At 70.5% G+C, this 23,526-nt stretch carries 18 protein-coding genes, 1 tRNA gene and 1 pseudogene; 6 read left to right on the forward strand and 14 right to left on the reverse strand.

The genetic code is table 11. From position 1 onward, the window contains the following. Nucleotides 1–18 precede the first annotated feature (18 nt). The 3 genes from OG432_RS22035 (at nucleotide 19) to OG432_RS22045 (ending at nucleotide 4,211) form a co-directional block, all read left to right on the forward strand. On the forward strand, nucleotides 19–708 hold the full coding sequence (locus tag OG432_RS22035) for a response regulator transcription factor (RefSeq protein WP_328312675.1): 690 nt from the start codon (nucleotides 19–21) through the stop codon (nucleotides 706–708). Then, the gene (locus OG432_RS22040) at nucleotides 705–2,081 is read left to right on the forward strand and encodes a sensor histidine kinase (protein WP_328312676.1); all 1,377 of its coding nucleotides are present in this window, start codon (nucleotides 705–707) and stop codon (nucleotides 2,079–2,081) included. Before OG432_RS22035 ends, OG432_RS22040 begins: the two co-directional genes overlap by 4 nt. A 621-nt stretch (nucleotides 2,082–2,702) precedes the next feature. Then, nucleotides 2,703–4,211: a cellulose binding domain-containing protein gene (locus OG432_RS22045; protein ID WP_328312677.1), complete on the forward strand. Its 1,509-nt coding sequence runs from the start codon at nucleotides 2,703–2,705 to the stop codon at nucleotides 4,209–4,211. A 303-nt stretch (nucleotides 4,212–4,514) separates the two neighbouring features. On the opposite strand, the gene OG432_RS22050 is transcribed toward OG432_RS22045, so the two are convergent. The 8 genes from OG432_RS22050 to OG432_RS22085 form a co-directional block, all read right to left on the reverse strand. After that, the gene (locus OG432_RS22050) at nucleotides 4,515–5,255 is read right to left on the reverse strand and encodes a MerR family transcriptional regulator (RefSeq protein ID WP_328312678.1); all 741 of its coding nucleotides are present in this window, start codon (nucleotides 5,253–5,255) and stop codon (nucleotides 4,515–4,517) included. A 63-nt stretch (nucleotides 5,256–5,318) separates the two neighbouring features. Continuing rightward, a complete protein-coding gene (locus OG432_RS22055) occupies nucleotides 5,319–6,968 on the reverse strand; it encodes a bifunctional aspartate transaminase/aspartate 4-decarboxylase (protein ID WP_328312679.1) in 1,650 nt (549 codons plus the stop codon). A gap of 50 nt (nucleotides 6,969–7,018) precedes the next feature. Next, nucleotides 7,019–8,722: an aspartate-alanine antiporter gene (gene aspT / locus OG432_RS22060; RefSeq protein ID WP_328312680.1), complete on the reverse strand. Its 1,704-nt coding sequence runs from the start codon at nucleotides 8,720–8,722 to the stop codon at nucleotides 7,019–7,021. A 2-nt stretch (nucleotides 8,723–8,724) separates the two neighbouring features. Beyond that, complete coding sequence (aspT, locus tag OG432_RS22065) at nucleotides 8,725–10,410, reverse strand: aspartate-alanine antiporter (protein ID WP_328312681.1); 1,686 nt, start codon at nucleotides 10,408–10,410, stop codon at nucleotides 8,725–8,727. A gap of 143 nt (nucleotides 10,411–10,553) precedes the next feature. Then, complete coding sequence (locus OG432_RS22070; protein WP_328312682.1) at nucleotides 10,554–11,966, reverse strand: GH1 family beta-glucosidase; 1,413 nt, start codon at nucleotides 11,964–11,966, stop codon at nucleotides 10,554–10,556. 54 nt (nucleotides 11,967–12,020) lie between these two features. Then, nucleotides 12,021–12,860: a carbohydrate ABC transporter permease gene (locus tag OG432_RS22075; protein ID WP_328312683.1), complete on the reverse strand. Its 840-nt coding sequence runs from the start codon at nucleotides 12,858–12,860 to the stop codon at nucleotides 12,021–12,023. Then, a complete protein-coding gene (locus OG432_RS22080; protein ID WP_328312684.1) occupies nucleotides 12,860–13,855 on the reverse strand; it encodes a carbohydrate ABC transporter permease in 996 nt (331 codons plus the stop codon). Before OG432_RS22080 ends, OG432_RS22075 begins: the two co-directional genes overlap by 1 nt. 2 nt (nucleotides 13,856–13,857) lie before the next feature. Continuing rightward, nucleotides 13,858–15,177, reverse strand: a complete 1,320-nt coding sequence (locus OG432_RS22085; protein ID WP_328312685.1) for an ABC transporter substrate-binding protein — start codon at nucleotides 15,175–15,177, stop codon at nucleotides 13,858–13,860. Nucleotides 15,178–15,429: 252 nt separating this feature from the next. On the opposite strand from OG432_RS22085, the gene OG432_RS22090 reads away from it, so the two are divergent. Continuing rightward, the gene (locus OG432_RS22090; protein ID WP_328312686.1) at nucleotides 15,430–16,461 is read left to right on the forward strand and encodes a LacI family DNA-binding transcriptional regulator; all 1,032 of its coding nucleotides are present in this window, start codon (nucleotides 15,430–15,432) and stop codon (nucleotides 16,459–16,461) included. Between the two features lie 93 nt (nucleotides 16,462–16,554). On the opposite strand, the gene OG432_RS22095 is transcribed toward OG432_RS22090, so the two are convergent. The 4 genes and pseudogenes from OG432_RS22095 to OG432_RS22110 form a co-directional block, all read right to left on the reverse strand. Continuing rightward, nucleotides 16,555–16,627: transfer RNA gene (locus tag OG432_RS22095), tRNA-His, on the reverse strand. A gap of 133 nt (nucleotides 16,628–16,760) precedes the next feature. Beyond that, nucleotides 16,761–17,363: an oligoribonuclease gene (gene orn, locus OG432_RS22100; protein WP_161254616.1), complete on the reverse strand. Its 603-nt coding sequence runs from the start codon at nucleotides 17,361–17,363 to the stop codon at nucleotides 16,761–16,763. 10 nt (nucleotides 17,364–17,373) lie between these two features. Further along, nucleotides 17,374–18,625, reverse strand: a pseudogene (locus tag OG432_RS22105) (helix-turn-helix domain-containing protein). A 386-nt stretch (nucleotides 18,626–19,011) separates the two neighbouring features. Next, on the reverse strand, nucleotides 19,012–19,335 hold the full coding sequence (locus OG432_RS22110; RefSeq protein ID WP_328312687.1) for a hypothetical protein: 324 nt from the start codon (nucleotides 19,333–19,335) through the stop codon (nucleotides 19,012–19,014). 563 nt (nucleotides 19,336–19,898) lie between these two features. Here OG432_RS22110 and OG432_RS22115 point away from each other — a divergent pair. After that, a complete protein-coding gene (locus tag OG432_RS22115; protein ID WP_328312688.1) occupies nucleotides 19,899–20,420 on the forward strand; it encodes a universal stress protein in 522 nt (173 codons plus the stop codon). 256 nt (nucleotides 20,421–20,676) lie between these two features. After that, the gene (locus OG432_RS22120; RefSeq protein WP_328312689.1) at nucleotides 20,677–21,246 is read left to right on the forward strand and encodes a GPR1/FUN34/YaaH family transporter; all 570 of its coding nucleotides are present in this window, start codon (nucleotides 20,677–20,679) and stop codon (nucleotides 21,244–21,246) included. Between the two features lie 106 nt (nucleotides 21,247–21,352). On the opposite strand, the gene glmS is transcribed toward OG432_RS22120, so the two are convergent. Beyond that, nucleotides 21,353–23,170: a glutamine--fructose-6-phosphate transaminase (isomerizing) gene (glmS, locus tag OG432_RS22125; RefSeq protein WP_328312690.1), complete on the reverse strand. Its 1,818-nt coding sequence runs from the start codon at nucleotides 23,168–23,170 to the stop codon at nucleotides 21,353–21,355. A gap of 61 nt (nucleotides 23,171–23,231) precedes the next feature. After that, nucleotides 23,232–23,513 carry a hypothetical protein gene (locus OG432_RS22130; RefSeq protein ID WP_328312691.1) on the reverse strand — a complete coding sequence of 94 codons (282 nt, stop codon included), beginning with the start codon at nucleotides 23,511–23,513 and terminating at the stop codon, nucleotides 23,232–23,234. Nucleotides 23,514–23,526 lie beyond the last annotated feature (13 nt).

Genomic DNA, 23,526 nt, shown 5'->3' on the forward strand with positions numbered 1-23,526 from the left:
TGGCGTACGGTGCGGGCCATGGCAAGTGTGCTCGTGGTCGAGGACGACCAGTTTGTCCGCTCCGCCCTCATCCGCCACCTCACCGAGGCCTCCCACACGGTACGGAGCGTCGGCACGGCACTTGAGGCGCTGCGCGAAGTGGCCCATATCCGTTTCGACGTGGTCATCCTGGACCTCGGACTCCCCGATCTGGACGGGTCCGAGGCGCTCAAGATGCTCCGCGGCATCACCGACGTACCGGTGATCATCGCGACCGCGCGGGACGACGAGACGGAGATCGTCCGGCTGCTCAACGACGGCGCCGACGACTACCTCACCAAGCCGTTCTCCGTGGAACACCTCTCCGCGCGGATGGCTGCAGTGCTGCGCCGGGCGCGCGCCACGGCCGGGGCCGAACCGCCCTCGCGGGTGCTCCAGGTCGGCGGGCTCCGCGTCGACCCGCTGCGCCGCCAGGCCGAACTCGACGGCACCGGGCTCGACCTGACCCGGCGCGAGTTCGACCTTCTCGCCTTCCTCGCCGGCCGGCCCGGCGTGGTCGTGCCGCGCAAGGAGCTGCTCGCCGAGGTGTGGCAGCAGTCCTACGGCGACGACCAGACCATCGACGTCCATCTGTCCTGGCTGCGAAGGAAGTTGGGGGAGACGGCCGCCCGGCCCCGCTATCTGCACACCTTGCGCGGTGTCGGCGTGAAGCTGGAGCCGCCACGATGAGATGGGCGCTGGTCAAGGTCTGCCTCGCCGTGACCGTGATGGTGGTCGTCGCCTTCGCGGTGCCTCTCGGCATGGTCATCAAGGAGATGGCCCGCGACCGGGCGTTCTCCAACGCCGAACGCCAGGCCGCGGCGATCGGGCCCACGCTGTCCATCACCACCGACCGCGACGCCCTGGAGCGGGCCGTCGCCTCCACCCAGTCCGGTGCCGAGGGCCGGATGGCCGTGCACGTGCCGGCCGACCCGGCCGTGCCGGGCAGTGCGCCGGTGGACATCGGCACACAGCGGGCCGAGGGGCAGGACCTCGAAACCACCCGCAAGGTCATCAAGGCCTCGATCTCCGACGTCTCGGGCGGCTCCACGCTGCTCCAGCCGACCGCGCTCAGCTCCGGGCAGATCGCGATCGTCGAGGTCTTCGTGCCGGAGGCCGAGGTCAGCAACGGCGTGGCGACGGCCTGGCTGGTCCTCGCCGGGGTCGGCATCGCGCTGATCATCGGCTCGGTGGCCGTCGCCGACCGCCTCGGGGTACGTATGGTCCGCCCGGCCCAGCGGCTCGCCGGCGCGGCGCAGGACCTGGGCGAGGGGAAGCTCGGGGCGCGGGTCCCGGAGGAGGGGCCCACCGAACTGCGCCAAGCGGCGGTGGCCTTCAACTCCATGGCGGACCAGGTCGTCCAACTGCTCGCCAATGAACGGGAGTTGGCGGCCGACCTCTCGCACCGGCTGCGTACGCCGCTCACCGTGCTCCGACTGAACGCGGCCTCCCTCGGGGACGGGCCCGCGGCCGACCAGACGCGGGCCGCGGTCGAGCAGCTGGAGCGCGAGGTCGACACGATCATCCGCACGGCGCGGGACGCCAAGCCCAAGACCCAGCCGGCCGGGCCGGGCTCGGGCTGCGACGCCTGTGAGGTGATCCTCGACCGGATGGCGTTCTGGTCGGCGCTCGCCGAGGACGAGGGCCGCGAGGTGCGGCTCGCGGGCGTGGACCGGCCCATCCGCATCCCGGTGGCCCGGCCCGACCTCGTCGCGGTGCTCGACGCGCTGCTCGGCAACGTGTTCCGGCACACGCCGGAGGGGACGGCGTTCTCGGTGGACGTCCACAACGGGGAGGAGGCGGTGATCGTGCTGGTCTCCGACGCGGGGCCCGGCATCTCCGACCCCCGGGCGGCGCTGGCCCGCGGCAACAGCGGGGGGCGTCCCGGGTCGACGGGGCTCGGCCTCGACATCGTCCGCCGGGTCGCCGAGTCGACGGGCGGCGATGTCCGGATCGGTCACTCCGTGCTCGGCGGCACGGAGGTGCGCCTGTGGATCGGGCTCGGTGCGGCCACCCCGACCCGCCGAGGCCACCGCCTCCGCCGCCGCGGCGCCCCCGCCTGACCCGCCCTGGGGCTCCGCCCCAGACCCCGTTCGCGCGTTTTCCCACCCTCCCGCCCGTGCGGCTACTTGAGGGTGCGGCTCCCTGGGGCTCCGCCCCAGACCCCGTTCGCGCCTGAAGGGCGCTCGTCCTCAATCGCCGGACGGGCTGACTATGCCCATGCAGCCCGGCACCGAGTAGTTAAGGGGCGCGGGGAACTGCGCGAGACGCGGGCACGGTCCGCACACGAACGGGGGTTTTGGGGGCGCGGGGAGCTGCGCGAGAAGCGGGCACGGTCCGCACACGAAGGCGGGATTGAGGGGCGCGGGGAACTGCGCGAGCAAGCCGGCACGGTCCGCACCCGAAAGCCGGCCGTTCAAGGGGCGCGGGGAACTGCGCGAGACGCGGGCACGGCCCGCACACGAAGGCGGGGTCAAGGGGCGCGGGGAACTGCGCGAGACGCGGGCACGGTCCGCACACGAAGGCGGGGTTGAGGGGCGCGGGCTTAACCTCCCCCCATCGGATCCTTAAGGCGGGCCTAAGATCCCCAAGCCCCGCCCAGTACTGGGCATTTGTCCGGATCCCCCGGGCTAGCGTGCTGCCCGCACCCCGGAATTCCCCCGCAACGCAGAGGCAGGCACGGCATGGCCACCAGCACGCATCGCCGCACGACGAGCGGCAAGACCAAGGTGATCGGCGGTCTCGTCGCCGCGGCGGTCGTCGGCGGCGGAGCCCTCGCGCTCACCGGCACAGCCCAGGCCGCCTCCGTCGGCGCGGCGTACACCAAGACCAGCAGCTGGACCGGTGGTTACACCGGGCAGTACGTCATCACCAACGACACCGCCAAGCCCCTCACCGACTGGACCCTGGAGTTCGACCTGCCGGCCGGCACCACGCTCTCCTCCCTCTGGAACGGCGACCAGACCGTCAAGGGCCGGCACGTCACCGTGAAGCCCCCGAGCTGGAACAAGGGCGGGCTCGCCGCGGGCAAGTCGGTGACCATCGGCTTCGTCACCGCCGCCGCCGGTACCGCCGGCGACCCGACCGGCTGTCTCATAGACCAGGAGAAGTGTTCCGTCGACTCCGGCGCCACCCCGCAGCCCAGCGGACGCCCCACCGAGCGGCCCACCTCCCAGCCCTCCCAGCCGGCGAGCACCAAGCCCAGCTCCAAGCCGACCACCAAGCCGACCGCCACCCCGTCCAGGACGGCCACCGCGACGCCCACTCCGAGCAAGCCGTCGGGCAGCGGCACCGCGGGCGGCGGCGCCGGGTTCTCGCCGTACGTCGACACCTCGCTCTACCCGACGTACGACCTGGCCGGCACCGCCGACAAGACCGGCGTCAAGCAGTTCACCCTCGCCTTCGTCACCTCCGGCGGCGGCTGCGCCCCGCTGTGGGGCGGAGTCACCGACCTGCCGGGCGACAAGGTCGCCTCGCAGATCGGCGCGCTGCGCGCCAAGGGCGGCGACGTCCGGGTCTCCTTCGGCGGCGCCTCCGGCTCCGAACTCGGCCTGGTCTGCAAGAGCGCCGACGACCTGGCCGCCGCGTACGGCAAGGTCGTCGACGCCTACAAGCTCACCAAGGTCGACTTCGACATCGAGGGTGCCGCGCTGCCCGACACCGCCGCCAACACCCGCCGTGCGCAGGCCATCGCCAAGCTCCAGCAGTCCCACCCCGGGCTCGACGTCTCGTTCACGCTGCCCGTGATGCCCGAGGGGCTCACCCAGCCCGGCGTCGACCTCGTCGCCGACGCCAAGAAGAACGGCGTCAAGGTCTCCGCCGTCAACATCATGGCGATGGACTACGGGCCCTCCTACAGCGGTGACATGGGCGACTACGCGATCCAGGCCGCCACGGCGACCCAGGCCCAGATCAAGGGAGTTCTGGGTCTGACGGACTCCGCCGCATGGAAGGCCGTAGCGGTCACGCCGATGATCGGCGTCAATGACGTCAACGTCGAGAAGTTCACCGTCGCGGACGCCACCAAGCTCGTCGGCTTCGCCCAGTCCAAGGGCCTGGCCTGGCTCGCCATGTGGTCCGCCGCCCGTGACCAGCAGTGCTCCGGCGGCGCCAAGAACTCCGCCGACCCCACCTGCTCCTCGATCGCCCAGGAGCCGCTCGCCTTCACCAAGGCCTTCGGCGCCTACAAGTAGTCCCAGAAGAAGTAGTCCCAGAAGAAAGGGACTTGACCTCACTGGACCAGCGTCCCGGCCGGTACGCACCTTCCCCCACGTCGGCCGGGGCGCCGCAGTGCGTCCACGCCCGGGTCAGCAGGGCCAGCACGACGACCGCCGCCGTCACCGCGGCCACCACACCCCACCCGACCGTCCCGAACGCAGCGAGCGCGCACAGCAGCGGCACCACGATCAGCAGGTACGGCAGGAGCGAGTACCGGTTCATCCTCGGCCCGTTCATCCTCGGCCCGTTCGTCCTCGGCCCGTTCTTCTTCGTCCCGTTCATCGTGCCGCCTCCAGGTACTCCATCAGCCCGTCCCACTGCCCCGGCCTCGCCGACGCGTCCCCGGACAGCGCCGCCGGATCCTCGCGCCACGCGGCCCGCACGCCCGCCGAGAGCGTCCGGTCACCTCCGCCGAACAGCGCGCTCAACTCGTCCATCCGGGCCACAAGACCGCGTACGCGCGGATCGGTCGGCTCGGTGCCGGCCACCCTCAACTCCTCGGCCCGTCGGTACAGTTCGGGCCACTCGACCTCCAGGAGGTAGTGGGCGGCCGGGCCTGCCGCCGCGCCGTGCCGGCCGAGCGCCCGCATCTGCTCGTCGTCGAGGTGGCGGCGGACCGCCCCTTCCGCGGCGCCGGTCGCGCGCAGCGCGTCGAGGACCGCCGAGGTTGTCGGGGGCCGGCCGTCCGCCAGCTCCTCCTCGATGTCCGTGAGCCGGTCCCGCAGGGCGGTCAGCGCGGCGAGGTGCGCCTCGACGCTCTCGCGGTGGTCGCGCAGAACGCGCGCCGGATCGACCCCGGAGTCCAGACAGACGGCGATGGTGTCGAGCCCGAGGCCCAGGCCGCGCAGGGCGAGCACCTGGTAGAGGCGCCCGACGTCGGACTCCGTGTACGCGCGGTGGCCGCCCGCGGTGCGGCGGGACGGCGAGAGCAGGCCGATGGTGTCCCAGTGGTGCAGGGTGCGGACGGTGAGCCCACTGGCCTCCGCCAGGGGGCCCACCTTCCAGGTGGATTCACTCATGCCGTCACTGTGCATCCTCACGCCACGTGAGGTTCAAGCCCCGCGGCCCGCTCGCCGGACGCGTCACGCGCGCGACGTCCGCCACTCCTCCGCGTAGTCGTTGAAGATCGCCCGCAGGTGGTGGCCGATCTTCAAGTAGTCCAGGTCGTCGAGGTTGGCGAGCGAGACCCGTACCGACCACTGAGGTCCCTCGAAGCCGCCGCCGTTGAGCAGCACCACGCTGGTCTGCTCGGCCAGCCGGAACAGCGGGTCGACGGGCTCGTAGGTCTTCTCCAGGAAGGCCGCGAAGTCCTTGCCGTGGACGCGTTCGGCCTCGGCGAGCAGATCGAGCTCGATGTAGTAGCACGCCCGCTTCGGATCGTTCGCGATCTTCATCTGGGCGCCCTCCAGGAGGAGGTCGAGCCGCTGGTTGACGATCGCGCGGATGCGGTGCTTGTACGCCTGGCCCTCCTCCAGGAGGTCGAAGAGCGAGAACAGGCTCATCATCACCTGCTGCGGCAGCGAGAGGCCCGCGGTGTGGTTGAGGGCGACCTGGCGCGAGTCGGCGACCAGACGGTCGATGAACCGGATCTTGGACGGTTCCAGGGTCAGCGTCCCGTACCGCTTGTCCAGGCGCTCCTTCTCGGACCGCGGCAGCGCGGCGATCAGCTCGTCGATCACGTTGTCGTCGTGCAGCCCGATCACACCGAGCCGGTGGCCGGTGCAGCCGTAGTGCTTGGAGTACGAGTAGACGAGCAGGGTGTTGCGCGGCACCTCGGCGGCGATGGAGCGGAAGCCCTCCACGAAGGTGCCGTACACGTCGTCGGTGACGATGAGGAGGTTCGGGTTCGGCCCGGCCACGATCTCCTTGATCTGCTGGGTGACCCGGTCGCTCAGCGCCAGCGAGGGCGGGTTGGACGGGTTGACCAGGCACACCAGTTTCACGCTCGGGTCGGCGAGCTTGGCGACCTCCTCGGGGGGATAGCGCCACTCGCGCACCCCGCTCTCGGCGAACAGGCTCGCCTCGACGCGCACCACGTCGAACTCGTAGGTGTCGAGCTCGGGGATCTCGATGTACGGCGTGAACACCGGCACCATCAGGGCGATCCGGTCGCCCTTCTTCAGGATCCCGTTCTTCATCAGGGAGTCGAAGATGTAGCACATGGCCGCCGTGCCGCCCTCGGTCGCGAACAGCGACAGGGTGTCCTGCGGAGGCCGCTTGTCGAACATCTCGTCGGCGAGGTAGCCGCGCACGATCTTCTCGGCGTGCACCAGCATCCGGTCCGGCACCGGGTAGTTGTCGCCGATCGAGCTGTCGGTGAGCTCGTGCACGAACTCGTCCCGGTCGAAGCCGAACCGCTCGACGGCGTACGCGATGCACTTCTCCAGGAGCTCGATGCCGGGCAGGTCCGGGTGCTGGCGCACGTACGCGTCGAAGCGGCCGGCCGCGCCCTGCTTCTCGGGCATGCCGCCGAGGTTGTCGGCGGTCCACACCCGGCGGGACTCCGACAGGGCGAAGTAGCCGAGCGCGTAGAAGGCTTCGCGGGGGCCGGTGGCCACCCAGTTCGGGTTGCCGCGGCCCGCGTTCAGCATCTGCCGCGCGGACTTCTCCTTCTGGCCCGGCTCGTCCGCCTGTACCGCCTGGGCGATCTGGATGAACTTGTCCTTCAGCTCGAACGGCGAGAGCTGGGCGAAGGACTGGATTTCCTCACGGGTGAAGGTGGTCTTGGGCACGGGACTTCCTTACGTACGTCAGCGGTTGAGGCGTCGGACAGTGAGGCGCGTCAGTGGTTGAGGATGATGATCACGGCGCCCCAGATGGTGAGCAGGACGTTGCTCATCGCGTAGGGGATGGTGTAGCCGAGCGTCGGGATCTGGGATCTGGACGCCTCGTTGACCGCGCCGAACGCGGCCGTCGTGGTCTCGCCGCCCGCGAGGACGCCCATCAGGACCGGGAAGCGGATCTTCTGGATGTAGTGGCCCACCAGGAAGCCGACGAGCAGCGGCACGACGGTGACCACCACGCCCCACAGGAGCAGGCTCCAGCCCGCCGTGGACAGGCCGCTGGTGAAGCCGGGCCCGGCGTTGATGCCGACCACCGCGATGAACAGGCACAGCCCGAGGGTGTCCATGAACCACTGGGCGCCGGGCGGCACGTTGCCGTACGTCGGATACTTGGAGCGGATCCAGCCGAAGACGAGACCCATGATCAGCGCGCCCCCGGAGGTGGAGAGCGAGATCGGGACGCCGCCCGCCTTCAGGGCGGGGATGCCGATCAGCGCGCCGAGGAAGATGCCCAGGCACACCCACACCATGTCGGTGGCGAAGCTGGTCGGCACCGGCTTGCCGATCGCCTTGCCCGCCGGGCCCACCAGGCGCTTGGGCCCCGTCAGGATGAGGGTGTCGCCGCGCTCGATCGGGGTGGAGAGCCGGTAGGGGAACTCGGTGCCCGAGCGGTACAGCTTGTCCACGTACACCCCGACCATGAACGGCTCCTGCCGCAACTCGCCGATGGTCTTGCCCAGTTGGCTCTTCTCGGAGGCGACCACGTGCAGCGTCTCGGTCTGGTAGCCGAGCAGCTCCACGTCGTCGGCCTCGCCGCCGACGCGGGTGCGGGCGTCGTAGGTGACGAGGTCGCCGCGGATCGCGCTGATCGCGACGGTGTCACCCAGGTGCAGGACCGTCTGCTGGTCGTGGTCGAGGACCGTGCCGTCGCGCCGCACCCCGGTGATGTAGACGCGGCGGCCCAGCTGTTTCTGCTGCTGCTCGAAGTCGTCGATGGTGCGGCCCACGAGGTCGGGGCGCTCCACCTTGTAGGCGCGCAGCACCACCTCGTAGTAGCCGGCGCCCAGGTCGGGGTCGTTGCCGGGCGCGTCCAGCTCCTTGGCGAGCTTGGCGCTCTCCTCGGCGAGGTTCTTGCGGTAGAGCCGGGGCAGCACCGAGGCCAGGAGCAGGGCCGCGCACACGGTGCCGAGCGGATAGCAGACCGCGTAGCCGATGGCGACGAGGTTCTCCTCGCTCTTGACCTGGGCGGGGCTCAGACCCGGCAGGTTGCCGATGGCGTCCTGGGCGACACCGATCACGGCGGACTGGGTGAGCCCGCCGCCGAGCAGCCCGGCCGAGAGCCCGGGGCCGTAGCCGAGCATCGAGGCGAGGCCCCAGGACACCAGCAGGCCGGTGACGCAGACGATCAGCGCGTTGGCGACCTGCGGCAGGCCGTCCTTCTTCAGGCCGCGGAAGAACTGCGGGCCGACCCGGTAGCCGAGCGCGAACAGGAACATCGTGAAGAAGAGGTTCTTCACGGTCGCGTCGATCGGCACCTTGAACTGGGCCCCGAGGAACAGGCCCACGATCAGACAGCCGGTGACCGCGCCGAGCCCGATCGCCTTGTAGCGGACCTTCCCGAGCAGGAAGCCGAGCGCGATGGTGACGAACACCAGGAGCTCGGGGTGCGGATGGAAGATGTTCCGGTTGATGAAATCGATCATGTTCAGGCTCCGAGTACGCCGACGAGGACCGGGCCGGTCAGGGGGAGCAGGAAGTTGGAGAGCGTGTACGTGATCGTGTAACCGAGCATCGGTACGGAGCTCTGGGCGACCTGGGTGATGGAGGTGATGGCGGGGGTCGAGCACTGCTGGCCCGCGATCGCGCCGATGAGCAGCGGTTTCTCGATCTTCAGCAGGGCGCGTCCGACGACGAGCGACAGAGTGGCCGGGATCAGCACCATCGCGATCCCGGCGAAGGGGAGCAGCGCCCCGTACTGCTTGAGCAGCGGCCAGGCCTGCGGCCCCGACACGAGGCCGGTGCAGGCGATGAAGACCGCCAGGCCCATGTCCTTGAGGGTGGTCGCGGCCTGCGGAGGGAACGCGCCGAAGGTCTGCTTGCGCGAGCGGAACCAGCCGAAGACGAGCCCGGAGATCAGACAGCCGCCACCGGTGCCGAGCGACAGCGGGATGTCACCGGCCCGGACCACCACCTGCCCGAGCAGCGAGCCGCAGACGATGCCGAAGCCCAGATAGATGAAGTCGGTGGCGTCGTTCTTGACCACCGCGCCGATCTTCGCGACCAGCTTGGTGAGACCGGACCTGGCGCCGACCAGGGTGAGGACGTCGCCGCGCCGCAGCACGGTGTCCGGGGTGGCGGGCAGGTGCTGGTCGTTGCGGATCACATCGGTGACGTACACGCCCTGCTTGATGAACTCCGGGTGGTCGTGCTGGAGTTGATCGAGGCTCCTGCCGTCGGCGGACTTCTCGGTCATCGCGACCTGTGTGGTGGCCAGTGGCGAGTCGAGGCCCGGGATGCCGGGTGTCTCGGGGCCGATCTCGCGGCCCGCCTCGATGGTGTTGGCCCGCCGCCCGACGACCAGGACGAGATCGGACAGGGTCAGCTCGACGTGCGGTTCGGGGGCGATGGCGCGGCTGCCGCGGCGCAGCGCCTCGATGGTGATCCGCCCGCCGAGCGAGGACTCCAGGTCGCCGATGGTGCGGCCGTCGGCAAGCGTCACCAGATAGGTGCGGCCCACCAGGCCCGGCAGCGCCTCGCGCTCGTCGGCCTCCAGGCCGTGCTCGCCCCCGCCGCCGCGCATCTTCTCCCACAGCTGCCGCGAGGCGTCGCGCAGGTTGATGCGCAGCATCATCGGCATGATCTGGCTGGTGTAGATGACGATGGTGATGAGGCCGAAGAGGTAGCAGACCGTGTACGCGGTGGCGACGTGGCCCTGGTAGTCGCTGACCTGGGCCGGGGTGAGGCCGCTCAGCTTGCCGATGGCCTCGGTGGCGGTGCCGACGACCGCGGACTCGGTGGCGGCGCCGGCCAGGATGCCGGACGCGGTGCCGACGTCGAGCCCGAAGGCCTTCGCCAGGCCGTACGCGATGCCGAGCACGCAGACCAGCTCGATCAGGCACAGCGTGAAGAAGCGCAGGCTGCCGCGGTTGAGGTTGGCGAAGAACTGCGGGCCCGCGAGATAGCCGAGCGAGAAGATGAACAGGGCGAAGAAGACCGTCTTGACGTCGCCCGAGACCTGCACCTTGGCCCACGCGCCCATCAGGAGCGACACGATCAGGGTGCCGCAGATCCCGCCGAGCGTGATGGGCCCGGCGCGCAGCTTGCCGACGAGGTAGCCGAGCGCGAGGCAGAGGAAGAGGGCGAGCTCCGGGTGATCCTTGAGGATGCCCATCGCGGCTCAGCCGAGCCGGGGTGCGACGTTTATGGACAAAAGGCGCATAGAGGCGAAATTAACAGCGGTCGGGGGCGGCGGCACCCCGGTCCGTCACCCCCGCCACCATCCGCGCACCGCCCCCGCGCCGCCCCGCCGTGGTGTCAGTCCCCGGGCGCCGGAGGCAGTTCACCCGTACGGGCCAGCTCCGCGTACCAGCGGGCGCTCGACTTCGGGGTGCGGGCCAGCGTCGCGTAGTCCACGTACACCGCGCCGAACCGCTTGCCGTACCCGAACGACCACTCGAAGTTGTCCATCAGGGACCACAGGTAATAACCCCGCACGTCCGCGCCCGCCTCCATCGCCCGGCGCACCGTCGCCAGGTGGCCGTGCAGATAGCGGATGCGGTCCGGGTCGTGCACGGCCCCGTCCGGGCCCGGCTCGTCGTCGCAGGCCGCGCCGTTCTCGGTGATCAGGAGCGGCAGGCCCGGTGCCTCCTTGGTGTAGCGGAGCAGCAGGTCGTACAGGCCCGACGGGTCGATGGTCCAGCCCATCGCGGTGCGCTCGCCGGGCGGCTGGTGGAAGGCGACCCCGTCGGCGCCGGGCCACGGCGAGTGCGCGCTCGCGCCGTGGCCGTCGGCGCGGGCGCCCGCAACGTCGGCGTCCGCCGCGGACACCAGCGAGGTCGTGTAGTAGTTGAGACCGAGCGCGTCGAGCGGCTGGTGGATCGCGCGCAGATCGCCGTCGTGCACGAACGACCAGTCGGTGACGGACGCGGTGTCCGCGAACAGCCGGTCCGGGTAGGCGCCGTGCAGCATCGGCCCGTGGAAGACGCCGTTGGCGAGGTCGTCGATCCGGCGCGCCGCCTCCAGGTCCGCCGGTTCCTGGGAACGCGGCCTCACCACGGCCGAGTTGAGGCTGACGGCGATCCGGTTGCGGGCCGGCATCGCGGCACGCAGCGCCGAAGTCGCCTCGCCATGAGCGAGGTTGAGATGATGCGCGGCGCGCAGCGATGCCGCGGGTTCGGTGCGCCCCGGTGCGTGCACGCCCGACGCGTACCCCAAGAAGGCGCTGCACCAGGGCTCGTTGAGGGTGATCCACTGCTCGACGCGGTCGCCGAGCGCGGCGCCGACGAGCGCTGCGTACTCGGCGAAGCGGTGCGCCGTCTCGCGGGCGGGCCAGCCGCCCGCGGCCTCGAGCTCCTGGGGGAGGTCCCAGTGGTAGAGGGTGAGCGCGGGCTGGATGCCGTGGTCGAGCAGCGCGTCGACCAGGCGCCGGTAGAAGTCGAGGCCGAGCTGGACGGCGGGCCCGCGCCCGGTGGGCTGCACCCGCGACCACGACACCGAGAAGCGGTACGCGGTCAGGCCCATGTCCGCCATCAGCGCGACGTCCTCGCGCATGCGGTGATAGTGGTCCACGGCCACGTCCCCGGTGTCCCCGCCGTCGGTCCTGCCCGGGGTGTGGCTGAAGGTGTCCCAGATCGAGGGGGTGCGGCCGTCCTCGGCGGCCGCGCCCTCGATCTGGTAGGCGGAGGTGGCGGCGCCCCAGAGGAACCCGGGCGGAAAACGGTCGGACATACGACACTCCCAACGAGCTGATGTGTAAGGGGAATTGGGACCGCCCGGTGGGGATCAGCCCTTGACCGCGCCCTGCATGATCCCGCCCACGATCTGCCGCCCGAACAGGACGAACGCGAGCAGCAGCGGAAGCGTGCCGAGCAGAGCACCGGCCATGATGACCGACTGGTCGGGGATGTAGCCGCGGCCGAGCCCGGTCAGGGCCACCTGAACGGTGGGGCTGCCGTTCTGGGTCAGCGCGATGATCGGCCAGAAGAAGTCGTTCCACGCCATCACGAAGGTCAGCATCCCGAGCACCGCCATGGCCGGCCGGGCCACCGGGAACACGATGTGCCACACCACCCGCCAGCTGCTCGCCCCGTCCACCCGGGCCGCCTCGACCAGCTCGGTGGGCAGCGCCTCCACGAGGTACTGCCGCATGAAGAACACCCCGAACGCGCTGACCAGGGTGGGCAGGATGACGGCTTGCAGCTGGTCGGTCCAGGACAGCTTCGCGACCATCATGTACAGCGGTACGACGCTGAGCTGCGGCGGCACCATCATCGTGCCGATGACCAGGATCATCAGCAGGTTCTTGAAGCGGAACCGCAGCTTGGCGAAGGCGAAGCCGGCCAGGGTGGAGAAGAACACCGTGCCGGCCGCGATGGAGCACGCCACGATCGTCGTGTTGAGCAGGGCCGTGCCCATGTTGGCGTCGGTCCAGGCGATCCGCAGGTTCCTGAACAGGTTCCCGCCGAACCAGAACGGCGGCGGTGTCTGGGCGAGCCGGGTGTTGGTGCGCGACGCGGCGACCGCCGTCCAGATCAGCGGGAAGAGGGATCCGGCGGTGAACACGGTCAGTACGGCGTAGGTGAGGCGGCCGCCGTGCAACTGGCGGCCGGCACGCTGGGCCATCAACTCGTCTCTCCCTTGCGCATCATGCGGGAGACGAACCAGTTCACCGCGCCGATGAGGAGCAGGATCAGGAACATCGCCCAGGCGATCGCCGAGGCCCGGCCCAGGTGCAGGTTCACCCAGCCCTGTTCGTACAGGTAGAGGCCGAGCGTCTGGAACTGGTGGTCCGAGCCGCCGGTGGCGCCCGCGGCGCCGTTGAACAGGAGCGGCTCACCGAAGAGCTGGGTCGCGCCGATGGTGGAGACGACCGTGGTGAACAGGATCGTCGGGCGCAGCGCGGGGATCGTCACATGGCGGAACTGCTGCCACCGCGAGGCCCCGTCGAGCGCGGCCGACTCGTACAGGTCGGCGGGGACCGCCTGCATCGCGGCGAGATAGATCAGCGCGTTGTAGCCCGTCCACCGCCACACGACGATGGTGGAGACGGCGAGTTGCGAGGTCCAGGTGCCGTTCTGCCAGTCGACGGGCCCGAAACCGACCAGCCCGAGCGCCCAGTTGATCATTCCGTAGTCGCGCCCGAAGAGCAGCACGAACACCAGGGTCGCCGCCGCCACGCTCGTGGCGTACGGGGTGAGGACGGCGACCCGGAAGAACATCGAGCCGCGCAGCTTGTAGTTGAGCAGATGCGCGATGCCGAGCGCGACCATCAGCTGCGGCACGGTGGACAGGATCCCGATGGTGACGGTGTTGCGCAGCGCGTTCCAGAAGAAGTCGTCCGAGAGCAGCCGCGAGAAGTTCCGCAGACCCACCCACGTCATGTCGTCCGGCGCGGTCAGCTCGACCTGGTGCAGCGAGGCCCACCCCGTGTAGAGCAGCGGGAACAGGCCGAACGCCGCGAAGAACAGGAAGAAGGGCGCGACGAACGCGTACGGACTCCAGCGCATGTCCCGCCGGTAGCGGCGGCTGCGGCGCTCCTCGGCGCCGGCGCGGCCGGGGGCCGTGCCCTCCTGCCCGGGAGCGGGGGAGGGCACGGCGGCCGTGGTGTCGCTCGCCATCGTCACTGATCCAGGGCGTTGTCGATCGCCTTCACCGCGGCGTTCCAGCCCTGCTGCGGCGACGTGCCCTTCTGGTCGACCTGGAGCATGCCGACGTCGGAGAGGTTCTGCTGGATGATCTGGTCCTTGGGCCCGAGGATCTGCACCGGGGTGCCCTCGGCGGCCTTCGCGAAGATCTGCCCGATGGGCGCGCCCGCGAAGTAGTCGTGCTTGGCGTTGGCGACGGCGGGCAGTGCGTACGCCGCCTTCGCGCTGGGGAAGCTGCCGCGCTTCTCGAACAGGACGGCCTGCTGGGCGGGCGCCGTCAGCCACGCGGCGAGCTTGGCGGCCTCCGCCTTGTGCTTGCCGGCGGACGGCACGGTCAGGAAGGAGCCGCCCCAGTTGGAGGGCTTGGGGGCGGCGGCCACGTCCCACTTGTCCTTGCCGGCCGCGCCCGCCTTGTCCTGGATGTAGCCGAGCATCCACGCCGGGCAGGACACGGTGGCGAAGGAGGCGTTGGCGAAGCCCTGGTCCCAGGTCGGCTGGAACTGCTGGAGCTTGGCGGTCAGACCGTCGGTCGCGAACGAGGCCGCGGTGTCCCAGGCCTGCTTGATGGCCGGGTTGGTCTTGTAGACGACCTTGCCGTCGGCGTCGTAGTAGCGGGTGGCGCTGGACCCGGTGATCGAGTTCAGCACGCCGGACGCGGAGTCGACGAAGGCGGCGCCCGAGGGGACCTTCGCCTTGAACTGGCGGCCCACCTCCAGGTACTTGTTCCAGTCACCCGCCCACAGCTTGCCCACGGCATCCCGGTCGGTGGGCAGCCCGGCCTTGGCGAACAGGTCCTTGCGGTAGCAGATGCCGGTCGGCCCGGTGTCGGTGCCGAGGCCCACCGTCTTGTTGTCCTTGGTGGTCGCCTCGGCCCACTTCCAGGGAAGGAAGTCGTCCTTGTTCACCCCGGACGCCTTCCCCAGATCCTCCAGCTTGCCGCTCTGCGTCGCGGTGACCTCGGCGATGTTGCTGACCTCGACGGCCTGGATGTCGGCGAGCCCGCTGCCGGAGCCGAGGTGGGTCAGGAGCTGGGGGTAGTAGTTCTCGTTCCGCTCGATCGACGTCTGCTTGATCGCGATGTCCGGGTGCAGCTTCATGTACGCGTCGTAGAGCCCGGCCTCCTTCAGGCCGAACGCGCCGAAGACGCCGACGGTGAGGGTGGTCTTCGCGCCGCCGCCCCCGCCCCCGCCGGAGGAGCCGCCGGCCGCCGGGTCCTTGCCGTCGTCGGCGCAGCCGGCGAGCAGCCCGGTACCGAGCGCGGCCACGGCCGCGAGAGCCGCGAGGCGTCTGGACATACGTGTACGCGTGCGCATGTGCTTCCTCCAACTGTCGTCCGGGCCAAGCCCGTTGGGGCGGTCGGCGCGGGCGGAAGGGATGCGAAAGGTGTAGGGACCTACTACTGTGGGAGCGCTCCCAGCCGTGATGTGTTGAAGGTTCGCGGCTCACTGTTGGACTGTCAAGGGACCGCGCAATGAATGGGGATGGCGTTCCCGGCCCGGCGGGGGCTGTTACTTTCACCGTCAGTTGCGCGAGTTGGGGAGGCAGACGTGACAGCAGCTCGCACGGCCAGGGGCCGGAGCGCGGGGCGGCCCACCCTCGAAGAAGTGGCGGCCAGGGCCGGCGTCGGCCGGGGCACCGTGTCCCGGGTGATCAACGGCTCGCCCCGGGTCAGCGAGGAGACCCGCGCCGCCGTCGAGGCCGCCGTCGCCGAACTCGGCTACGTACCCAACCGCGCGGCCCGCGCGCTCGCCGCCAACCGCGCCGACGCCATCGCCCTGGTCGTCCCCGAGCCCGAGGCCCGCTTCTTCGCCGAGCCGTACTTCTCCGACATCGTGCGCGGGGTGGGCGCCGCCCTCGCCGACACCGAGATGCAGCTCCTGCTCACTCTGGTCGGCGGCGACCGGGAGCGGCGCAGGCTCGCCCAGTACCTCGCCTCGCACCGGGTGGACGGTGTCCTGCTCGTCTCGGTCCACGCCGACGACCCGCTCCCCGACCTCCTGGAACAGCTCGGCATCCCCGTCGTCATCAGCGGCCGCCGCAGCGAGGACGAGCCGCTCGCCTCGGTCGACTCCGACAACTTCGAGGGCGCCCGCACCGCCGTCGCCCACCTCGCCGCCCGGGGCCGGCGCACCATAGCGACGATCGCCGGGCCCCTCGACGTGTACGGCGCCCGCCGCCGCCTCGACGGCTACCGGTCGGCCCTGGCGGAGGCTGGCCTGGCCGAACTCACGGCCCACGGCGACTTCACCGAGGAGGGCGGCCGCCGCGCGATGACCGAGCTCCTGGCCCGCGCCCCGCACCTCGACGCGGTGTTCGCCGCGTCCGACCTGATGGCCTCCGGCGCCCGCCAGGTCCTGCGCGAACACGGCCGCCGCATCCCCGACGACACGGCCCTGGTCGGCTTCGACGACTCCTCGATCGCCCGCCACATGGACCCGCCCCTGACCAGCGTGCGCCAGCCGATAGAGGACATGGGCCGAGCCATGACCGAACTGCTCCTGACCGAGATAGCCGCCACCGCCCCGACCCGCCGAAGCCTGATCCTGCCCACGGAACTGGTGGTGCGGGCCTCGTCGTAGGCGGGCAACGCGAAGAGGGCGGGCAACGCGAAGAGGGCGGGCAACGCGAAGAGGGCCCGCTCCGTTGTCACGGAGCGGGCCCTCTTCGTTCAGGGTGAGTAACGGGACTCGAACCCGCGACATCCTGGACCACAACCAGGTGCTCTACCATCTGAGCTATACCCACCATGCATGACCGGACTGTTGTGGTCTTGGGAAGTCCCTGGGGGCTTCCCTACCGGCCGAGAAAAAGTGTACAGGGTCCGAGGGGGTGCTCGCGCACATGTTTCGCGGCACCCTCCCGGGCCCCCTGGGGAGCGTTACTCCGCAGGCAGGACGTACTTCGCCGCGATGGTCTTCGCGGTGTCGGAGTCCGGGCCCGGCTGCGGGACGAAGACCGCCTCGCGGTAGTAGCGGAGCTCCGCGATGGATTCACGGATGTCCGCCAGCGCCCGGTGGTTGCCGTTCTTGTCCGGGCTGTTGAAGTACGCCCGCGGATACCAGCGCCGGGCGAGCTCCTTCACGGAGGACACGTCCACGATCCGGTAGTGGAGGTGGGACTCCAGGCTCGGCATGTCCCGCAGGAGGAAGCCGCGGTCGGTACCGACCGAGTTCCCGCACAGCGGCGCCTTGCCCGGCTCCTTGACGTGTTCACGTACGTACGCCAGGACCTGCTCCTCGGCGTCGGCCAGCGTGGTGCCGCCGGCCAGCTCGTCGAGGAGCCCGGAGGAGGTGTGCATGGTGCGCACCACCTCCGGCATGGTCTCCAGGGCGGCGTCCGGGGGACGGATCACGATGTCCACCCCTTCGCCGAGTACGTTCAGCTCCGAGTCGGTGACCAGTGCGGCCACCTCGATGAGTGCGTCGTCCGCCAGCGAGAGCCCGGTCATCTCGCAGTCGATCCACACCATGCGGTCGTTCATGTGTCTCACCCTACGGGGCGCTCCGCTGGCCGGGCAGACTCGGACGCCCACCGGTGTAGCCGGAGGCGTACAGATCGGAGCTGGGCTTTCCCGCGTCCGGCACGGTGTGCGAGGTCGCGGAAGGGCCCATCACCGCACTGGCCGCCGCCGTCCGCCGGACCTGGGGGAGCGCCTGGGACGGCACGGTCTCCGGCACGGGGGCCGGCATGGCCACCGCGACGGGGCTCCCGTTCGGTTCCGGTTGCGGACGCCGTGCCCGGTAGGCCGCCCGGTAGGAGGCCGGGGACGAGCCGAGCTGGCGGCGGAAGTGCCCGCGCAGCGCGACCGGCGAGCGGAAGCCGCAGCGGCCCGCCACCTCGTCCACCGAGTAGTCCGACGTCTCCAGGAGACGCTGGGCCTGCAGGACCCGCTGGGTGATCAGCCACTGGAGGGGGGGCCGACCCGGTCAGCGAGCGGAAACGACGGTCGAAGGTGCGGCGGCTCATGTACGCCCGCGCGGCCAGGGTCTCCACGTCGAACTGCTCGTGGAGGTGCTCCAGCGCCCAGGCGACGACCTCGGCCAGCGGGTCGGAGCCGATCTCCTCGGGTAAAGACCTGTCGAGATAGCGCTCCTGTCCGCCGCTCCTGCGGGGCGGCACGACGAGCCGGCGGGCCAGCGCGCCGGCCGCCTCACTGCCGTGGTCCGTCCGCACGATGTGGAGACAGAGATCGATTCCGGCCGCGGTCCCGGCCGAGGTGAGGACGTCCCCGTCGTCGACGAAGAGCTCCCTCGGGTCCACGTGGACCGACGGATACCGCTTGGCCAGTGTCGGCGCGTACATCCAGTGCGTCGTCGCCGGACGGCCGTCGAGGAGACCGGCCGCCGCGAGCACGAACGCGCCGGTGCACAGCCCGACGATCCTCGCCCCTTCCTCGTGTGCCCGGCGCAGCGCTTCGAGCGCGGCGGCGGGGGGCGGCGAGGTGATGGAACGCCACGCGGGCACCACCACTGTTCCCGCCCTGCTGATTGCCTCCAGGCCGTAGGGCGCGGTGAGTTCGAGTCCCCCTGTGGTCCGCAGGGGTCCCTCCTCGCCGGCGCACACCAGCAGCCGGTAACGCGGAACTCCCGCGTCCTGACGGTCGATGCCGAACACGGAGAGCGGAATGGAACTTTCGAAGATGGGGCCGCCACTGAACAGCAGCACGGCGACGACTTCCCGTCGTCGGCGGCCGGCCAGCTTCCTTGCGGTCTCCGGTGATGCGGCAGCGGAGTCCTGGCTCATGGCGCTAAGCCCCCCTCGGTGTTCGCGGCTCCCCGTTCTTGTCGGGCTTGTCGCTCCTGCACTTTTCCCCTCGGTTTTGCACGAGTCCCCAGCCTTCGATAGGCAAGATCGAATCTACTGCGTCCCGTGGCGCCGGCGTGACAAATCCGGCACTCAGCGCTATGTCGACAAGGCAACTTGGCGCGAAGCTTTCGATCACGAGCGTTTCACCCGTGGGCCCCGTAGGGGAAGTGCGCCTGCTGGGGATGGCCCGTACCCGTAGGGTGCCGGAGCCCGCATGAACCCTTTCCTCCCTGGTGGCAAGGGGGTTGGCAGGCCATTTGGCCAAGCGATCCGCCACCCGGGGAAGTTGGCCGAAAACAGATGGGTCCAGTTGTGCGATCGACTCACCCTTCGGGTGTACAGCCCCCGCCGTGACGCCGCCCGTGGTGCCCCGTGGGGGCCCCTCGGCCGCGTCGGGTCTGCGCCATAACCGACCGCAGTGCCCGTTCTTCGGCGGCCGCCCGCTCGGACTGCCGCAAGAGCAGGCGGCACACGGCCGTCACGGCCGTGAGGCCCGCCGCGGAGCCGGCCGCTCCGGCGAACGAGGACCCGTAGACGACGAGGACCACGGGCACGAGCAGACAGCTGAACACCGCCCAGCGCAGGACGTCGCCCGCCGGGTCGCCCGACGACCCTGTGGTGGCGGACCATACTGGTTCGGTGTTCACGGACCGGTTGGTACGTACGGTTTCAGCCGCGGACGGCGATCCTGGCGACCGGTGTCGGGAGCCGGCCGGGTTGGCGGAGGCGGACGGAGGGGCGACCGGGGGAGGGGGCACGAGGGGGTGCTTCCTGGATCGGGGTCTGGGTGATCGCGTGGCTAACGCGGAAGCGGCCGCTCCGGTCACTGGAAGATCATCAGTATGGAGGCGCCACGGAGGCTCCATGGGGGAGCCATGGGGGTGTCATGGGGGCCGTCGGGCGGGTCCTGTCCGGTCCGCGCGGAACCGGCCGTGGCCGAGGCTCCGGGCGGCCCGGGGCGCCCGGCGGGGGACGGCTGTACAGGGCAACGGGCATTGCCATCCGGGGCCGCCTCGTGCATGCTCCGGGGAACGCCGAGTAGGTTCGGCGGCCCTGGGCAGGAGAGGAGTGTCGCCGTACCCTTGGGGGTATGGGGTCGGGAAGAGGATTCCCGGACACGGCTCCCCCGGACACAGCTACGCCGCCGACTCGTTGTTGCTCACCAGTCCCCGCTGTCCCTCGACTGAGGATCTCTTTCGCCGAGACACCCATGGCCGGTCACGAATTCTCCGAACCCGCGGACCGCAAGCAGGTAGCCGACCCCACGGCGGACCTCCAAGCGGCGACAGAACCACGTCATTCCTGCGATCCCGCCTTCCGTCACGGCGTCGTCGTCGGCTTCGACGGCTCGACGTCCAGTGAGCGGGCCCTCGCCTACGCCATCGGCATGGCCAAGCGCTCCGGCTCCGGACTGATCATCGTCCACGTGGCCAACCGGCTGCCCACCACGGTGTGGGCGGGCTGCGAGCCGCCGGTCTTCGTGGACGTGCCGGACCACCGCACCGAGGTCCTCGGCCTCGAACTCGCCTGCGCCGACTACCTCGCCGAGGTCCCCTGGATCCTGGTCGAGCGCGGCGGCGACATCTGCCACGAACTGGAAGAAGTCGGGCGGGAGTACGCGGCGGACGCGATCGTCGTCGGCTCCACGCACGGCCTCGTCGGGCGGATCTTCGGCTCGGTCGCGGGCCGCCTCGCGCGCCGGGCGCAGCGCCCCGTCGTCGTCATCCCGTAATCACGCGGTGCATCCCGTCATCGCGCGGTGCACCCCGTAGTCACACGATGCATCCCGTCATCGCGTGGCGCATCCCCTCATCACGCGCTGCCCCGGTCGAGACCCGGGACGGGTTCGGCCGGCGTTTTACTGACGTGACGTCAACTCCCTTGCGCCGTGGCCGAATCTACCCGCGCGTAGGGGTGGATTGTGTACTTGTGAAGGGTAGATAAGGGTCGCTGGGAAGCAGCACAAGCGCACCTGAAGGGAGCCCGCCGTGGACAATGAAGTTCCCGCGGGAAGCATCACCTCCACCCTCGGCCACCTCGCACTCGGTCTCACCCTGCTGGCCTTCGGCATAGGCAACACGCGCGTCGTCCACGGCGTGACGGTGGCCGACTCGGTCTCCGTCGCCACCTACGTCGGCGGCATCGGCCTGTTCGTCCTCGGCGTCCTGGCCTTCCGCGACCAGGACGCCTTCACCGGCACCGCCTTCGCCGGCCTCGGTGCCTTCTGGTTCACCTGGGCGGCGGGGGGCGACACCAAGGTCTCGGCCAACGCGGCCGGCCTCTTCCTCGTCCTGTTCGCCCTGCTCGCGCTGAGCCTCGCCGCGGGCTCGGTGGGCGCCGGGATCTTCCGGCAGGGCACGTACGGACTGCTCTTCCTGGCCCTGGTGCTGCTGGCGATCGGCCAGTTCGCCGGGAGCGCCTCGCTCGGCAAGGTGGCCGGCTGGGTCGCCGCGGTCGCGGGCGCCGTGGCCTGGTACGGGGCCACGGCCGCGCTCGCCAAGTGGCCGACCGCCATGCCGCGACGCGCCGCCGGCCGGGGAGTGACGGCCACCGGCTGAACGGCGGCCGCGTGCCGGTGCGTGGGCAGCACGGGCACGCACGAGGGCGACCCCCGCCGAGAGGCAGGGGTCGCCCTTTTCCGTGCGCGGTGCCGGTCCGTACGGACTATTCGACGGTGACCGACTTCGCCAGGTTGCGCGGCTTGTCGATGTCGCGGCCCATCGCCAACGCCGTGTGGTAGGCGAAGAGTTGGAGCGGGATGCCCATGAGGATCGGGTCCAGCTCGTTCTCGTTCTTCGGCACGACGATGGTGTGGTCGGCCTTCTCCTGGTTCTGGTGCGCGACCGCGAGGATGCGGCCGCTGCGGGCCTTGATCTCCTCAAGGGCGGCGCGGTTCTTCTCCAGGAGGTCGTCGTCCGGGACGATCGCGACCGTGGGCAGTGCCGGCTCGATCAGCGCGAGCGGGCCGTGCTTCAGCTCGGATGCGGGGTAGGCCTCGGCGTGGATGTAGGAGATCTCCTTGAGCTTCAGGGAGGCCTCCAGGGCGACCGGGTAGCCCCGCACACGCCCGATGAACATCATCGACTGGGCGCCCGCGTACTCCTGGGCCAGCTTCTCGATCTCCGGCTCCATGGCCAGGATCTCCTCGATCTGGCCGGGCAGCTTGCGCAGGCCCTCGATGATCCGCTTGCCGTCGGCGACCGACAGGTCGCGGATGCGGCCGAGGTGCAGGGCGAGCAGCGCGAACGCGACGACCGTGTTGGTGAAGCACTTGGTGGAGACCACGCAGACCTCGGGCCCCGCGTGCACGTAGGTGCCGCCGTCCGCCTCGCGGGCGATGGCCGAGCCGACCACGTTCACGACGCCGAGGACGCGGGCGCCCTTGCGCTTGAGCTCCTGCACCGCCGCGAGCACGTCGTACGTCTCACCGGACTGCGAGACCGCGATGTACAGGGTGTCGGGGTCCACGACCGGGTTGCGGTAGCGGAACTCGGAGGCCGGCTCGGCGTCCGCGGGGATGCGGGCCAGCTCCTCGATGAGGCCGGCGCCGATCATGCCCGCGTGGTACGAGGTGCCACAGCCGAGGATCTTGATGCGGCGCACGCCGCGGGCCTCGCGGGCGTCCAGGTTCAGGCCACCGAGGTGAACGGTCGAGAACCGGTCGTCGATGCGGCCGCGCAGGACGCGGTCGACGGCCTCGGCCTGCTCGCTCATCTCCTTGTGCATGTACGTGTCGTGGCCGCCCATGTCGAAGGAGGCGGCCTCCCACTCGACGGTTTCGGGGGTGGCGTTGGTGAGCGTGCCCGACGTCGTGTACGTCCGGAAGTCGTCGGCCTTCAGGGTCGCCATCTCGCCGTCGTTGAGGGTGACGACCTGGCGGGTGTGGGCGATCAGGGCGGCCACGTCGGAGGCGACGAGCATCTCCTTCTCGCCAATGCCGAGGATGACGGGCGAGCCGTTGCGGGCGACCACGATGCGGTCGGCGAAGTCGGCGTGCATCACGGCGATGCCGTAGGTGCCCTCGATGACCTTGAGCGCCTCGCGGACCTTCTCCTCCAGGGAGTCGGCGGGCGAGCGGGCGATCAGGTGGGTGATGACCTCGGTGTCGGTCTCGGAGGCGAAGACGACGCCCTCGGTCTCCAGCTTGGCGCGCAGGTCGGCGGCGTTGTCCACGATGCCGTTGTGGACGACGGCGACCTTGTTCTCGGGGTCGAGGTGCGGGTGCGAGTTCACGTCGGAGGGGGCGCCGTGGGTGGCCCAGCGGGTGTGGGCGATGCCCGTGGTGCCGGCGAAGCGCTTGGGGACGCGGGCCTCCAGGTCGCGGACGCGGCCCTTGGCCTTGACCATCTTCAGGGCCCCGGACTTGGGGGTGTTGACGACCATGCCGGCGGAGTCGTACCCCCGGTACTCCAGCCGCGCCAGGCCTTCCAGCAGCAGCGGAGCCACATCACGCTTACCGATATAACCGACGATTCCGCACATAAGGTCTCTGCCCCTCCATCGACGTACAACGTTCGTGTGTGCCGCTCGGCCGCGGGCCGCCTCAGCCGTAGACGATGCGGCGCAGCTGCCGGAGCGAGAGCTCCGGTGGCGCCACGGCCCGGTGCGGCAGCTCGGCCGCGATCCGTTCGAAGATCTCCGCGTTGACCGCGCCGCCGGACTGCAGTTCACGGTGGCGGCGGCGGACGAATTCCTCGCACGTCTCGTCGAAATACGCCAGCACATCGAGCACCACCCGGGCCGCTTCACCGCGCGGGAGCGCGGTGCTGCGCACCAGATGATCTACGAGGTCGTCGTGAGACGACGGGCTGCGGCGTTCGAGCACCCGTCGATATTGC

The sequence above is a fragment of the Streptomyces sp. NBC_00442 genome, assembly GCF_036014195.1.
GTDB lineage: Bacteria > Actinomycetota > Actinomycetes > Streptomycetales > Streptomycetaceae > Streptomyces.

What these genes read in the sequence shown, in the direction of transcription:
- orn (WP_161254616.1), bottom strand. Translation starts at nt 17,363, where the DNA reads ATGAACGACCGCATGGTGTGGATCGACTGCGAGATGACCGGGCTCTCG.
- OG432_RS22050 (WP_328312678.1), bottom strand. Translation starts at nt 5,255, where the DNA reads ATGAGTGAATCCACCTGGAAGGTGGGCCCCCTGGCGGAGGCCAGTGGG.
- OG432_RS22115 (WP_328312688.1), top strand. Translation starts at nt 19,899, where the DNA reads ATGGCCGGTCACGAATTCTCCGAACCCGCGGACCGCAAGCAGGTAGCC.
- aspT (WP_328312680.1), bottom strand. Translation starts at nt 8,722, where the DNA reads ATGATCGATTTCATCAACCGGAACATCTTCCATCCGCACCCCGAGCTC.
- OG432_RS22080 (WP_328312684.1), bottom strand. Translation starts at nt 13,855, where the DNA reads ATGGCGAGCGACACCACGGCCGCCGTGCCCTCCCCCGCTCCCGGGCAG.
- glmS (WP_328312690.1), bottom strand. Translation starts at nt 23,170, where the DNA reads ATGTGCGGAATCGTCGGTTATATCGGTAAGCGTGATGTGGCTCCGCTG.
- OG432_RS22075 (WP_328312683.1), bottom strand. Translation starts at nt 12,860, where the DNA reads ATGGCCCAGCGTGCCGGCCGCCAGTTGCACGGCGGCCGCCTCACCTAC.
- OG432_RS22085 (WP_328312685.1), bottom strand. Translation starts at nt 15,177, where the DNA reads ATGTCCAGACGCCTCGCGGCTCTCGCGGCCGTGGCCGCGCTCGGTACC.
- OG432_RS22070 (WP_328312682.1), bottom strand. Translation starts at nt 11,966, where the DNA reads ATGTCCGACCGTTTTCCGCCCGGGTTCCTCTGGGGCGCCGCCACCTCC.
- OG432_RS22035 (WP_328312675.1), top strand. Translation starts at nt 19, where the DNA reads ATGGCAAGTGTGCTCGTGGTCGAGGACGACCAGTTTGTCCGCTCCGCC.
- aspT (WP_328312681.1), bottom strand. Translation starts at nt 10,410, where the DNA reads ATGGGCATCCTCAAGGATCACCCGGAGCTCGCCCTCTTCCTCTGCCTC.
- OG432_RS22040 (WP_328312676.1), top strand. Translation starts at nt 705, where the DNA reads ATGAGATGGGCGCTGGTCAAGGTCTGCCTCGCCGTGACCGTGATGGTG.
- OG432_RS22045 (WP_328312677.1), top strand. Translation starts at nt 2,703, where the DNA reads ATGGCCACCAGCACGCATCGCCGCACGACGAGCGGCAAGACCAAGGTG.